The sequence below is a fragment of the Shewanella sp. MMG014 genome (assembly GCF_018100775.1).
In the GTDB taxonomy this organism is placed as follows: domain Bacteria; phylum Pseudomonadota; class Gammaproteobacteria; order Enterobacterales; family Shewanellaceae; genus Shewanella; species Shewanella japonica.
The window spans coordinates 510,242-524,283 of the sequence record NZ_JAGJDZ010000001.1; the positions used below are offsets into that span (position 1 = coordinate 510,242).

Here is a 14,042-nt window from a genome sequence, read left to right on the forward strand (position 1 = left end):
CTACTTAAACTGCACAGAAAAGGGCAAGTAAAGATAAAAGCATGAATAATACGATTACCAGTACTGATTATCCGTCAACTCAACAAAATAAGATGTTTTAATCTCCTCTATCATCAACTTGCTTGAAATTGTTTCATTTTAAACAAATTCAGAAACATGTGATTGAATAAGCAAAAGCTGATACAAATCATCGCACACAAAGTTAAAAAGTATTATCATGCCGCCACATTAAGAATTGGAGTCGATATGAAAATCACAAAACATTCAGCAGTGACTATTCACTACCGCTTAACAGACGCTAATGGCGAACTGATTGAAAGTTCATTTGAAGCAGAACCAATGGTTTACCTTCATGGCACAGAAGGATTAATTCCGGGTCTTGAGGTTGAACTTGAAGGCAAAGTTGCTGGTGATAAATTCGATGCAAATATCCCAACAGAACAAGCTTACGGGGAATACCACGAAGGCCTAAAACAAGAAGTGCCTTTAGAAGCTTTTGGTGATATCGAAGATATCGTTCCAGGTATGCGTTTCATTGCAGAAACAGAAATGGGTCAACGTCCTGTTCAAGTGACAGAAGTAAAAGATACCGTTGTCGTTGTAGACGGCAACCACCCTCTTGCAGGCCAAGCCCTAAACTTCAGTGTCGAAGTGATGGATGTTCGTGAAGCGACAGCTGAAGAAGTGGCTCACGGACATATTCATGCAGCAGGCGGTTGTGGCCATGATCATGCTCATGAACACGAGCAATGTGATACAGAAAAGCCTGGCTGTGATGGCAATGGTGGCTGTGGTTGTCACTAACTCAACAGCGGGTGTAAAGTGCTTAATGCTTAATTCAATGACTTAGGCTCTCAGCACTACGCCAAAAGTTTGAAATCAAAGATACGTTAGCCAATTTCATGGGTAACGTATTTTTTTTAAGTTATTATTTAATGAGTATAAAAAAACAGCAGTGAGTATCGACAAAGATTATAGCGTTAATTTTTGATACTAACTGATGATTAATAACAAGCGACGGAGTGCTTATGTTAATTAAACCAATCTATGAAATCCTACCATTAACTTATCTGGTTATTGGGGCAGGAAGTGTTGCCCTATTAAAAGAACCTTATGCCATCATAGCATCGTTGTTGGTATATTTTTATGGCGCTCACATTTGGAATCAACGCTCGCGTAACCGTCGAACCGATAGGAAGCGAAAACGTATCGATGGGATTTTACCTGAGAGTATTTATGGTTATTTACCCTTCATTTACATTATGTCTGCGGGACTTATATTTCGATTCCTACCACGAGATTCAGGTGTCGTAATCTCTATCTGTTTATTGACCTACGGTTTATACATTTTACTGCGCCGAATTAGCTACAGGCACCATAAGGTCCCTGTCGTTAAAATGCAGCGTTGGTAATCAAAATCAGATCAAAATCATCCGACCTTAATGACCCATTTATCATTAACGAGCCTTACAAAATCATATTACGGATCAATTCACGGTGTTCATTATTCATATTTTTTAGATAATTTGAACATCGTGTAATTGTAGCAATACTGACCTGATAATCTGCTGATATTTGTCGCTGACTGAGTTCACCTTGAAGTAGTAATTGGAAAACTTTTAAACGACCTGCAACGGCACTGCGTTCTTCTTCAGTTAATAGCAATTGAAATAACACATTCAACTCGTCTGAGTCAGGATAACTCAACACCTTCTCAATCACGGATTCCCAATTTGCGCGCATATTGCTCTCTTTTAGTAATGCTTCAACAGTACAAAGTGTACCAAGTTTTTCTCGATAGAAATAAAAAATTTTGAATCTTTTTTATTATTGCTAAATTTTACTTTTTTACTTACAAATAGACACAAACAACACTCGCACTCAGTTCAAAATTATGTGTAAAATGTGACATGAACCTAGATGACATTTCTTAACCATATAACTAGAAAATAAGAGAAAGCTTATGAAAAGCCAGATATTAGCAATAGCAGTGAGTGCACTACTTATACCAAGTGTCAATGCGCACAACTTTGAAGATGCAGATGACGCGATTGATTATCGTAAATCAGGATTTAGCTTAATCCGTTATCAATTTGCAGACATGGGTGCCATGTTGAAAGGTAAAAAAGATTTCGATCTTAATGTTTTTCAAACTCGTGCAGCAAACCTTGAAGCGTTAGCCAAAATACCACATGAAGGCTTCATTGATGGCTCTGACAAGGGCGATACTGAAGCGCTAGCCAAAATCTGGTCAAACAAAGCTGACTTTGATGGCAAAATGACAACTTTCCAAGAGAATGCCGCTAAGTTATCAGTTGCTGCTCAAAGTGGCGATAAAAAACAAATCAAGCAGGCTTTTGGTAATACCGGCAAGAGCTGTAAAGGTTGTCACGATATGTACAAAAAAGATTAATTAATTTAGTTAATCAATACAAATAAAAAGCCCACTACTAAAGTGGGCTTTTTGATCTGAACAAATCAATATCAGAAAAATTAAGTATCGATTTATAAGAAAGCAACAATAGGTGCAATTAGCCAATACCCAATTACAGCACTTAATATAAGTACTAAGCTCATCGCTAAGATAGATGAAGCCATTTTCGGCGTATTTGGTAACATGCTTAACTCTTCATCTGACAGCTTTTTATTACCAGAAATCATCGCAGAAACTAAATTATTGCCTCTAATGGCATAAATCAATATGACTGAAATATGGAGGATGATACAAGCTAAAATGACGTTAAAATTGACTTTATGCAACCATGTAAACCAACGACTAACATCTGAAGAAACCATTGAATATAGGGGACCTTCAGTAAATATGTCGTCACTAGAAAATAGACCACTGACCAATTGAAGGCTTAACACGGCCAGCATAAACAATACCATGTAACCACCTAATGGGTTATGACCAACGACTGGTGAAGTCTTTTTTCCAGTAGCATAGGCCATGACTTTTTTAGGGCCTGCAATAAAGTCACTAAAACGGGAAGTTTCACTGCCTATAACACCCCATAACAGCCTAAATATAATCAAAACCATGAAGCTATAGGCACATATTTGATGCCACTCCATTTCTCCACTATCGGCAGTCCACCAAAGTGAAAATAATAACCCAACCGTTAACCAATGGAATAATCGAGTTGGTATGTCCCATACCTTAATTTTCTTTTGTTCTATACTCATATTATTAGTCATCAAAGTTCATAGATTGTTTAGCAGTATAAAGACACTAGACCTGCTCTCATAGAGATCTTGCGTAAAGAAGCGTAATTTTTTATGTCAATTTAACCGCTTATCAACTTATTTAGCCAAGGCTGTACAAACTAGGTGAGTTCCATGCTTGCCCATTCATTTTTACAGTAACATCGGTTAATTATCAGCAAAAAGAGTGACACTCATAAGCAAATACAAAGAAGTGATGGAGCAAGAGAGGATTTATGAGGTCATTTTATTATAAAAAGTGGGGTAAAAATGAATCATCACTTGGAGGCGTAAGTCATGTTATCCATTCCAATATGAGCCGATTAAAACAGGAATTCAAGCAATTTTACTGAGTTTTTTACCAAAAACGTCTAAGCGATCAAATATGAATCAAACAGTCTATCATTGGATTAAAAACGTGATTTAGATCACGCTTTTTGTTTATAAGCTTGGTAATCTGAACTTAAGCAAACAACAGAAGGTTCGAAATATGCTGAAAATCACTAGCAAGCAACTTGAAGTCACTGCACCAATTCTTGAACGTATTGAAGGACAGTTTGAAAAACTCACACGACACGATATTCAATTAATTAACCCACACGTTATCATCACTCAGGAAAAGCAGATCTTTAAAATTGAGTCTTCTGTAGGCTTGCCAAGTGGAGAATTATTTGCCCAGGCGAAAAACGAGAACCTTTACGCAGCAATTACTGCAATGGGTAAAAAGCTGGAAAAACAGCTAAATCGCCTGACCCACAAACCACAAGCTCAACGTCACGTTTCGCCAATGGCTGAAACCGATAATGATTTTGAGTATGACTACAAGGAGGAAACAGCAGCTTGACGATCAATTTACATAACAACCAAGAGCGCATCCTCGGATGCGCTTTTTTATGCCTTTAGCATTAATAACCTCAGTTTATCGATAATCTTGAGCATAATTTAATTGACACAACCTGCTCTGCACTTTAGTTTTAATGACATGAACAAATTCATTCCAAGCAATTTTATTTTCTTTTTTATTCAGCCCCCACATTGAGGCGGATTTTTTGTGTAAAAACGAAAATGAAATTAGAAGCCTCCCACTTGGGGGGCTTTTTATTAATTTATTCCTGATGCATACGGCAGTAAGTATCTCTAAGCAGTCTTTATAGAGGCAATAATGAAAAAAACGCCAGAATTAAATCAAACCCGAGAGCAAATCACTGCCCTAGACAAAGAGTTACTATCACTTCTCTCAAAGCGAAGAAGTTTAAGCTTGGATGTTGCACGTAGTAAGGAAGTCGATGTCAGACCTATCCGAGATACCAAACGTGAAAAAGAACTACTTGCAAGACTGGTGCAACAAGGTCGAGAACACGGTTTAGACGCCCATTTTGTTATCTCTTTATATCAAAGCATTATCGAAGACTCTGTACTTAATCAGCAAGCATATCTTCACGGTCGTGCTAACCCTGAAATTCAACAACCCCAATCTACTATTGCGTATCTAGGCGCTCGCGGTTCTTATTCTTATTTAGCTGCCAGCCGTTTTTGCCAACGCAGACAAGTGGAAATGATTGATTTAGGCTGTCAGAGCTTTGATGAAATCGTTAAATCCGTAGAACTTGGTCATGCTGACTTAGGTTTTCTGCCTATAGAAAATACTTCATCAGGCTCCATCAATGAAGTTTACGATGTTTTACAACACACTTCTCTTTCTATTGTCGGTGAAACGACCATTGAAGTGGGTCATTGCTTATTGACCAAAGACGGAGCAAGCCTAGAAGATATCAAAACAGTATTTGCTCACCCGCAACCTATTAGCCAATGCAGTCACTGGCTATCACAACACCCTAAATTAACCTTGGCATATTGCTCAAGTAGTGCTGAAGCGATGCAAAATGTCATTGATGCTGACGATAATAGCGTTGCTGCTATTGGTAGTGCAGAAGGCGGAGCGCTTTATCAGCTAAGTGCGGCTGAAAACGGTTTAGCAAATCAAAAAATAAATCAAAGCCGTTTTATTGTTGTGGCAAGAAAAGCGGTCGATGTACCTTCTCAGTTACCCGCTAAAACAACCTTGATTATGGCTACAGGCCAAAAACCTGGTGCGCTAGTTGAAACGCTACTCGTACTCAAAGCTCATAATATCAATATGAGTAAATTAGAGTCTCGCCCTATTCCTGGAACCCCTTGGGAAGAGATGTTTTATTTAGATGTTGATGCAAACTTAGCGACTGCAGAGCTTCAACAAGCGCTTAAAGAATTAGAACGCTTAACACGCTTTATTAAAGTGCTAGGTTGTTACCCATGCGAAACGGTAAAACCGACTCAATTAAATAATAGTCAATTACTTATCGAGCCCGTCAGCTCAAAAGAAACCAGTGAAAAAAGCAACACTCTCGATGATGCCCCAAAACATTCCACTTTATATCGCCAGCAAAAAACGGTCATAGAGGTTAAACAATTCAACGTCGGCAAAGGCGAGTTTGCGGCCATTAAACAACTTGATATTCCAATGGCGAATGATGCCTTTGCTGCACAAGTGAAACAAATCAAAGAAACAGGATATCAAGCAGTGTTAATGCTAAATACTGCAACAGAAAGTGTTTCCTTATCTGAGATAAAGCAATACTGTCACTTACTAGACCAAGCAGGCTTAACTAGCGTCGTGGAAGTAAATTCAGTCAACGAGATTAATGACACGGTGAAAGTAGCTGATATGGTCTACATTTCAGGCAAAGAAATGTATAACGATGAATTGTTATGTTCCGCGGGCTCAGTGACAACGCCAGTATTGTTAGAGCGAAATACGATGGCGAGCACCGCTGACTGGCTTGCATCGGCAAACAAAATTCTGACGCAAGGTAATCAGCAATTAATACTCGTTGAAGCTGGTGTAAGAAGCTTTACAACACCAGAGCAATTATCTCTAGACCTTGCAGGGTTAATTGAAGTTATCGCACAAAGCCACTTACCAATACTTGGGAACACTAGTTTTGCAGTTGAAGATAATCTCGTCAGTCAACAAGCTAAAGCGATTAAACAGCTAAATGCAAACGGACTGATTATAGGCAATAAGCAACTAACCGACACAGCACAACAAACTGAACTTTTACATCAATTGCATCAATAGCAAACTTGTTATTAAAATCTAGCTTCTGTTAGCTTTAGCTAGCTAAATTAACAAGCAACAAAAAACCGAACTAAAGAGTTCGGTTTTTTATTTTTAGTCTTACTGTATTTGACCTTACTTTAGGTGCAAGGCTTTAGCCGTTGTTTAGTACATATTCACACTGTCATTTAGCCCTAACCAACCTTTAAAAATACGGTAGCTAAACCAAGTTAAAGCAGCCAAAAAAATCGGGATGCTGAGCCAGAGCAAAGGAATAAAGTAACCAATCAACAATAAAGTGACTAACCCTGTAATACTGTTACGTTGCCAACGTAAATGCGATGACAGCAATGAATGTGTCGCTATATTAGTTTGTGACAGGTTAATCAATAAACTAAAGAAAACAGGCAAAAAGAACAATGGAAATGCGCTCATGAGCGCGTATAAAAAGTGGCCGAGTGATAAATCTTCTGCGGTATAAACCTCAGTCTCTGTCATCAGACTTCACTCCTATTCACGTTAAATTTAAGGGAGTTACTCAGCGTAACTCCCTTATAACCATAATCCTAGTTTCGTCATTTCGCAATATTTAGCTGACTTTTACAACCGAATTGAAACTAATTCGTTTTCATATCATTAACTGACTGCAACATTGCACGGCTTTCATGTTGAAATTGTGGAGCAAAATCACCGAACCATTTAGCCACATCTTTAAACTGGGCAACAAAAGCCTCACGATTACCAGTTTGCAGTAATGTCAGCGCATCACGATAATTATCAAGATAATCACTAATCGCAACTTGGCTGCCTTCTTGTGCAAATATTATATCGGCATACAACTCAGGATCTTGAGCAAACAAGCGACCAACCATCGCTAACTCAAGACGGTAAATCGGAGAACTAAACTGCAATAAACTCTCAATATCTGCCTCTTCTTTACACAAATTCACCCCATAAACAAAACTGGAAAAATGGCGCATTGCTTGAACTAACTGCATGGCTTTATCATGCTTTTCGGCATTTTCATTGACAATTCGAGCACCCCAAATGGTTATTTGCTCAAGTAGCCATTGATAAGACTCCGCTCCACGCCCATCACAGACAACCACAACTTGTTTCGCTAAACTGCCAACATCAGGACCAAACATTGGATGTAAGCCAACTACAGGACCTTTATGGGCTGCTAACATTGCATTTAACGGTTCAGACTTAATAGATGTTAAATCAGCTAAGATACACTGCTCAGGTAAGTTATTTAATTTGTCTCTGATCAGTTCGCATGTAATCTTGATAGGCACAGTGACAATCACCATTCCAGCACCATCAAAAAGTTCATCAGCACGATGCCAATCATCTTTATCTAAGCTTTTAACTTGATAACCAGACAGGGTCAGCATTTGACTAAAAAGTCCACCTAATTGACCTTCGCCACCCACAATAACAATATGACCAAGATCCGTTTTAACTTGCTTGAAACCAACATCCTTCTCATTTAAATAAGACTCACGCATTAAACGACGCAAAATATCTTCAATAAGTTGAGGAGAAATATCCATCTCACTCGCCTCTTTACGGCGTTTAGCCAGCATTGAAGCTTCACGTTGCGGAGCATAAATTGGGACACCTGCAGCATGCTTAACCGTGCCGACTTGCGCAACAAGATCTAAGCGCTTTCGTAGCAAATTCAATAACTGCTTATCTACGCCATCTATTAACTCTCGTAAATTTTCTAAATCTAATGTCGTTTTTTCGTTCATGGTAGTTCAATCTCTGCAGTATTGGTCAACTACTTAGCCGCAAAGCGAGTAGGTAAAATTGCTTTTAATGATTCAGCATTACGACGCAATAATGACTCAGTCGTCGCCCAATTGATACATGAATCTGTGACAGATACGCCATAAGCAAGCTCGGGTAATGGTTTATCGCAAGCTTGATTTCCTTCATTTAAATGGCTTTCTAACATCACACCAATTACAGAGCGGTTTCCGTCGGCGATTTGCTGAAACACATCTTCGCAGACTAAGGTTTGTCTTGTGTAATCTTTAGATGAATTACCATGACTACAGTCAATGATTAATCGCGCATTCAGTTTGGCTTTATGTAATTGCTCTTCACAAACGGCGACACTTTCTGCGTCATAGTTTGGGGTTTTACCACCACGTAAGATAACATGCCCATCTGGGTTACCTGCCGTTTGCAATAATGATACTTGCCCTTGTTGGTTAATCCCCATAAAGCGATGACTACTGGCAGCTGACTTTAATGCGTTAATAGCCACATCTAGTTTGCCATCAGTACCATTTTTGAATCCCACCGGCATAGATAAGCCCGATGCCATTTCACGGTGGGTTTGCGACTCAGTCGTTCTTGCTCCAATAGCAGACCAAGTAACTAACTCTGACATGTATTGCGGACTAATTGGATCAAGTGCTTCTGTTGCCACAGGCAATTCAAGCTCTGCAAGCCAAATCATCAGCTCACGTGCCATTCTTAAGCCTTTCTCTACATCAAATGATTCATTCATATCAGGATCATTAATAAGCCCTTTCCAGCCTACTGTGGTGCGTGGTTTTTCGAAGTACACTCGCATTAAGATGTAAAATTCACCACTTAACTCATCGTGAAGTTTTTTAAGCTTTAATGCATATTCTTTTGCTGCATCGATGTCATGAATAGAGCAAGGACCGGTCACGATTAGCACACGATTGTCGCGCTTATGAACAATATCCGCCACCGTTTGGCGAGCATCTAAAATATATTGATAAGCATGATCTGATAACGGTAACTCATTTTTTAACTCAGCTGGCGTAACCAACACCTTTTCAGAACTAATGTGGACGTTGTTAATCGTATCTTGTTGCATGCTCTATACTCACTTCTGTTCGTGTTAACTCTATCTAAAAATATCACTGTAACGCTACACCATTACAAAATTAAGCTAACTATGCCTTGTTCAAGTTCACTTGGCAACCTAAAAATTTTTAATTTTGACTAATAAAACAAAAACCCGCCATATAGGCGGGTTGTTGTGCGAACACTGCATCTAATTTTTCAAGCGGGTAACTATTACTTAGTTGCCAACTTCTCACGGATACGTGCAGATTTACCTGAACGCTCACGTAGGTAGTAAAGCTTAGCACGACGAACACGACCGCGACGCTTAACTTCGATGCTAGCTACTAGTGGACTGTGAGTTTGGAAACCACGCTCAACACCTTCGCCATTAGAGATTTTACGTACAGTGAATGCAGAGTGAAGACCACGGTTACGCTTAGCGATTACCACACCTTCGAACGCCTGTAGACGCTCTTTTTCACCTTCTTTAACACGTACTTGAACGACTACTGTATCACCAGCACCAAATTCAGGTACGTCAGTTTTCATTTGCTCATCGTTGAGCATTTTAATGATATTGTTCATAACTTACTCCGTTCTAGGATTAACTGAGCTTCGACTAAACAGGCTTGTCTAAATTGTTAACAAACTCTGCTAAAAGAGTCTTTTGTTCGCCAGTCAGAGCTAGATTTTCAAATAATTCTGGTCGTCGTAAAAAAGTCCTACCAAGACTTTGTTGCAACCGCCAGAGTCTAATTTTTTCGTGGTCACCGCTTAACAACACTGCCGGAACACCAACACCATCCAAGTTTTCAGGGCGAGTATAGTGAGGACAATCCAATAAACCATCAGAGAAAGAATCTTGCTCTGCTGATGCTTGCTTACCTAGTACACCAGGTACTAGCCTTGCAACTGAATCAATGAGAGTCATCGCAGGTAATTCTCCGCCCGAAAGCACATAATCACCAATTGACCATTCTTCATCAACTTCAGATTGGATGATACGTTCATCAACACCTTCGTATCGACCACATACCAGTACCAAACTCGATGATTGACTTAACTCACTGACACCTTGCTGATCCAGCTTGCGTCCTTGAGGCGATAAGTAAATCACCTTCGCACCGTCACCTGCAGCTGCTTTCGCAGCATGAATCGCATCGCGTAACGGTTGCACCATCATCAACATACCAGGACCACCACCGTAAGGGCGGTCATCAACAGTATTATGTCGATCATGTGTGAAATCACGAGGACTCCATGTTTGCAACTCTAACAGTCCGTTTTTAACGGCTCGACCCGTCACTCCAAAGTCTGTAACAGCACGAAACATCTCAGGAAACAGGGTTACAACCCCTAACCACATATGTTGTACCTCGACTTAAAAGTCTGGATCCCAATCCACTAATATCTGTTTACTTTGCACATTCACCTCAAGGATGAACTGCTCAGGGACAAAGGGAATCATGCGTTCCGCTTTGCCAAAAGCATCTTTAACGTTAGCTTTAACAAGTAACACGTCGTTAGATCCTGTTTCCACGATCTGGTCAACACTGCCCATGTCATAGCCTTTAGTGTTTGTCACAGTACAACCAATTAAGTCACGCCAGTAGAATTCATCTTCTGACAAGTCTTTAATTTGGTCATGCTGGATGGCAATCTCACAGTTAGTAAGCAGTTGCGCATCTTCTCGGTTGTTTACGCCTTCAAGACAAGCAACAATTGCTTTACCTTGATAACGCCACTGAGCGACCTTAACTTCACGCCATTCACCTTGTTCTTTAATTAGCCAAGGCGAATAATCAAAAATACCTTCAACAGAATCGGTATAAGAAGTGATTTTCATCCAACCTTTAATACCATGACTAGAACCAATTTTGCCTAGTACGATGGGTTGTTGATTACTACTCATCTATTTATACCTTAACGCTATTAAGCAACAGCTTTACGAGCGTCTTTGATCAACTTTGCTACGCGTTCTGAAGTTGCAGCACCAGTAGCAACCCAGTGATCTACACGGTCTAGATCTAAACGTAAAGTTTCTTCTTGGCCTTTAGCTAAAGGGTTGAAAAAACCAACACGTTCGATGAAACGACCGTCACGAGCATTGCGGCTATCAGCAACAACGATATTGTAAAATGGACGCTTTTTTGCGCCGCCACGAGCTAAACGAATGGTAACCATGCGTTTTAATTCCTCTAATGATTTGCTAGTTAGCAAAATAAAAACTGGGACTCCGTGTTCGCGAAGGGCCCCAGAGAAAGCCGCAAGATTTTACCTGATTTTACAATTAATGCAACCAAATCCGTCGTTTTTTAAACCAAGACATTTAAGGTTGCATCAATGAAAATTCAATCTTTACGGGACAAATTGAAAAGTCTTTGTTGAATAAGGCTACGAATCAACGCCCTGGGAACTTCATTCCAGGAGGCATCATTCCGCCCATGCTGCGCATCATTTTCTTCATGCCACCTTTACCAGACATTTTTTTCATCATTTTTTGCATCTGGGTAAACTGTTTCAATAGACGGTTAACGTCTTGAATTTGAGTACCTGAACCTAATGCAATGCGGCGCTTACGCGATCCTTTGATAATATCTGGACGTTGGCGTTCGCCAGGCGTCATAGAGTTAATAATGGCTTCCATTTGATTGGTCATTTTACCATCTTGAACTTGAGCTAATGCTTCTGGTGGAAGTTGGCCTACACCGGGCAGTTTCTCAATCATGCCCATCATGCCGCCCATGTTTTTCATTTGCTGCAGTTGTTCACGAAAATCTTCAAGGTCGAATCCACCACCAGACTTCACTTTCGAAGCCAGCTTCATCGCTTTTTCTTTATCAACACCACGCTCAACTTCTTCAATCAGCGACAATACATCGCCCATACCAAGAATACGTGATGCTATACGTTCAGGATGAAAAGGTTCTAGTGCATCAGTTTTTTCACCAACACCTAAGAATTTAATTGGTTTACCGGTAATGTTTCTGATAGATAGTGCGGCACCACCACGAGCATCACCATCAACTTTTGTCAGAATGACACCCGTTAACGGTAGCGCTTCATTAAATGATTTTGCCGTATTAGCTGCGTCTTGACCTGTCATTGCATCAACAACAAATAAAGTCTCAACAGGGTTAATCGTGGCATGGAGATCTTTAATCTCATCCATCATAGCTTCATCAACATGGAGTCGACCCGCAGTATCGACTATCACCACATCAATGAACTTTAATTTCGCATGAGCAATAGCCGCCTTTGCGATATCAACAGGCTTTTGGCTAACATCTGATGGGAAAAATTCAACTTCAACTTCAGTTGCTAGTGTTTCTAACTGTTTGATCGCTGCAGGACGATAGACGTCAGCGCTGACCACCAGTACAGATTTCTTTTCACGCTCACGCAAAAATTTCGCTAATTTAGCGACACTGGTCGTTTTACCCGCCCCTTGTAAGCCGGCCATCATTAATACTGCAGGAGGTTGAGCGGCTAAATCTAAAGCTTCATTCGCCTCACCCATTGCCTTTTCAAGTTCATTTTGGACAATTTTAATGAATGCTTGTCCTGGACTTAAACTTTTAGAGACTTCTTGACCTACAGCACGCTCTTTTACGCTATTAACAAATTGGCGTACAACGGGCAATGCAACATCAGCCTCAAGTAGTGCCATACGCACTTCTCGCAAAGTTTCTTTAATGTTGTCTTCGGTTAAGCGACCACGACCACTAATATTCTTGAGGGTGCGCGACAGTCTGTCGGATAGATTCTCAAACATGCTCTGCTGTTTACCTTAAAACGATTCGATAATTGGCGCCTATTATACCCAAACTACTTCAAGATGCGAGATTAGCCTTCAGACAGAGTATTGATGTAGGTCATTATTCGTAAATTATTTGGCGTTAAATGGAGGAAACTGTTAAATTTTGGGTCTTAGGTCACTGCCCTAATGACCTTGGTTCATGTTAATCTAAGATAAATAATTTTGTGCTGATTTTATTTTTAAAAACAACCTGCACTACTAACTTGATAGGTTTATTCCAGATGGTCATTTTTTCAGCTTCGGCTATGTTGTTTTACTGCATCGCACTTGTACTTGTTACAAGTCGATTGTTTCATGCAGAAGGACCCAACCGTAAATTAGTCGCAATCTTTGCTTCTATTGCAGTTGTGCTTCATGGCATAGCGCTATCACAAACCATTTATACCGCTGAAGGGCAGAACTTTAGTTTAACGAATGTCATTTCGTTAGTTAATTGGATCATTGCCTTTAGCTTCACCATCATAATGCACCGTTTAAAAGTGATTGTTGTCGTGCCTGTGGTTTATGCTTGTTCGGTAATATCAGTTGCCGTACTTTGGTTAATTCCACCACAGTACATTATTCATTTTGATGGCCACCCAGAAATTCTCGCCCATATTGTTTTATCATTAATGGCGTACAGTGCCCTGATGATTGCCGCACTTTACGCGATTCAATTATGGCTAATTCAAAATAAATTAAAAAACAAAAAGACCATGATGAGCCCTGGTATGCCGCCATTAATGACGGTTGAAAAGCAGTTATATCACTTGGTTACTATTGGTGTGATGTTACTTACTTTATCTTTAGCAACAGGCTTTATCTTTTTAGAAGACATGTTTGAAGACGGCAAAGGCCATAAAGCGATTTTATCTATTCTCGCTTGGGTCGTGTACAGCATCATGTTATGGCAGCATTACACTATCGGTTGTCGTATTCGCACTGCCGTTATTTATACGCTTTCAGGGGCTGCTCTACTATCGCTTGCTTATTTTGGCGCACGAATAGTAACCGAGCTCATTTTGCGATAACCCGATAATTATTTAATTAGCCGCAAGCAAACTTGACACTTATGACGAATGATTGATACTCATCATTCGTCTTTTT

Annotated in this window: 16 protein-coding genes and 1 other annotated feature; of the genes, 6 read left to right on the top strand and 10 right to left on the bottom strand. The window is 39.9% G+C overall.

The features are described from left to right. Positions 1 to 246 precede the first annotated feature (246 nt). The gene (locus tag J8L86_RS02100) at positions 247 to 804 is read left to right on the top strand and encodes a peptidylprolyl isomerase (RefSeq protein ID WP_055025618.1); all 558 of its coding nucleotides are present in this window, start codon (positions 247 to 249) and stop codon (positions 802 to 804) included. A gap of 224 nt (positions 805 to 1,028) precedes the next feature. After that, the gene (locus J8L86_RS02105) at positions 1,029 to 1,412 is read left to right on the top strand and encodes a hypothetical protein (RefSeq protein ID WP_055025617.1); all 384 of its coding nucleotides are present in this window, start codon (positions 1,029 to 1,031) and stop codon (positions 1,410 to 1,412) included. Between the two features lie 55 nt (positions 1,413 to 1,467). On the opposite strand, the gene trpR is transcribed toward J8L86_RS02105, so the two are convergent. Further along, positions 1,468 to 1,743: a trp operon repressor gene (gene trpR / locus J8L86_RS02110; protein WP_055025616.1), complete on the bottom strand. Its 276-nt coding sequence runs from the start codon at positions 1,741 to 1,743 to the stop codon at positions 1,468 to 1,470. A 220-nt stretch (positions 1,744 to 1,963) separates the two neighbouring features. Here trpR and J8L86_RS02115 point away from each other — a divergent pair, with 220 nt between their 5' ends. Then, complete coding sequence (locus J8L86_RS02115; RefSeq protein ID WP_211028493.1) at positions 1,964 to 2,413, top strand: cytochrome c; 450 nt, start codon at positions 1,964 to 1,966, stop codon at positions 2,411 to 2,413. Between the two features lie 92 nt (positions 2,414 to 2,505). Here J8L86_RS02115 and J8L86_RS02120 read toward each other — a convergent pair whose 3' ends face one another. Beyond that, complete coding sequence (locus J8L86_RS02120; RefSeq protein WP_065109238.1) at positions 2,506 to 3,186, bottom strand: cytochrome b/b6 domain-containing protein; 681 nt, start codon at positions 3,184 to 3,186, stop codon at positions 2,506 to 2,508. Between the two features lie 508 nt (positions 3,187 to 3,694). Here J8L86_RS02120 and raiA point away from each other — a divergent pair. Both raiA and J8L86_RS02130 read left to right on the top strand, forming a co-directional pair. Further along, entirely contained in the window at positions 3,695 to 4,048 is a 354-nt protein-coding gene (gene raiA / locus J8L86_RS02125) for a ribosome-associated translation inhibitor RaiA (RefSeq protein WP_055025657.1), read from the top strand. Positions 4,049 to 4,193: 145 nt separating this feature from the next. After that, positions 4,194 to 4,307 (top strand) — a sequence feature (Phe leader region). 59 nt (positions 4,308 to 4,366) lie between these two features. Further along, entirely contained in the window at positions 4,367 to 6,322 is a 1,956-nt protein-coding gene (locus J8L86_RS02130) for a chorismate mutase (protein WP_211028495.1), read from the top strand. A gap of 144 nt (positions 6,323 to 6,466) precedes the next feature. Here J8L86_RS02130 and J8L86_RS02135 read toward each other — a convergent pair whose 3' ends face one another. The 8 genes from J8L86_RS02135 to ffh form a co-directional block, all read right to left on the bottom strand. Further along, positions 6,467 to 6,799 carry a hypothetical protein gene (locus tag J8L86_RS02135; RefSeq protein ID WP_055025613.1) on the bottom strand — a complete coding sequence of 111 codons (333 nt, stop codon included), beginning with the start codon at positions 6,797 to 6,799 and terminating at the stop codon, positions 6,467 to 6,469. Between the two features lie 119 nt (positions 6,800 to 6,918). Continuing rightward, positions 6,919 to 8,058, bottom strand: a complete 1,140-nt coding sequence (gene tyrA, locus J8L86_RS02140; protein ID WP_211028496.1) for a bifunctional chorismate mutase/prephenate dehydrogenase — start codon at positions 8,056 to 8,058, stop codon at positions 6,919 to 6,921. 29 nt (positions 8,059 to 8,087) lie between these two features. Then, positions 8,088 to 9,164, bottom strand: a complete 1,077-nt coding sequence (locus J8L86_RS02145; RefSeq protein WP_065109041.1) for a 3-deoxy-7-phosphoheptulonate synthase — start codon at positions 9,162 to 9,164, stop codon at positions 8,088 to 8,090. Positions 9,165 to 9,367: 203 nt separating this feature from the next. Next, complete coding sequence (gene rplS, locus J8L86_RS02150; protein ID WP_055025610.1) at positions 9,368 to 9,721, bottom strand: 50S ribosomal protein L19; 354 nt, start codon at positions 9,719 to 9,721, stop codon at positions 9,368 to 9,370. A gap of 34 nt (positions 9,722 to 9,755) precedes the next feature. Next, positions 9,756 to 10,502, bottom strand: a complete 747-nt coding sequence (gene trmD / locus J8L86_RS02155; RefSeq protein WP_211028497.1) for a tRNA (guanosine(37)-N1)-methyltransferase TrmD — start codon at positions 10,500 to 10,502, stop codon at positions 9,756 to 9,758. Positions 10,503 to 10,517: 15 nt separating this feature from the next. Then, entirely contained in the window at positions 10,518 to 11,048 is a 531-nt protein-coding gene (rimM, locus tag J8L86_RS02160) for a ribosome maturation factor RimM (RefSeq protein ID WP_055025608.1), read from the bottom strand. Between the two features lie 20 nt (positions 11,049 to 11,068). Next, positions 11,069 to 11,320 carry a 30S ribosomal protein S16 gene (rpsP, locus tag J8L86_RS02165; protein WP_055025607.1) on the bottom strand — a complete coding sequence of 84 codons (252 nt, stop codon included), beginning with the start codon at positions 11,318 to 11,320 and terminating at the stop codon, positions 11,069 to 11,071. Positions 11,321 to 11,537: 217 nt separating this feature from the next. Next, complete coding sequence (gene ffh / locus J8L86_RS02170) at positions 11,538 to 12,911, bottom strand: signal recognition particle protein (RefSeq protein WP_055025606.1); 1,374 nt, start codon at positions 12,909 to 12,911, stop codon at positions 11,538 to 11,540. A gap of 266 nt (positions 12,912 to 13,177) precedes the next feature. Here ffh and ccsA point away from each other — a divergent pair, with 266 nt between their 5' ends. After that, the gene (gene ccsA, locus J8L86_RS02175; RefSeq protein ID WP_055025605.1) at positions 13,178 to 13,966 is read left to right on the top strand and encodes a cytochrome c biogenesis protein CcsA; all 789 of its coding nucleotides are present in this window, start codon (positions 13,178 to 13,180) and stop codon (positions 13,964 to 13,966) included. Positions 13,967 to 14,042: the final 76 nt, after the last annotated feature.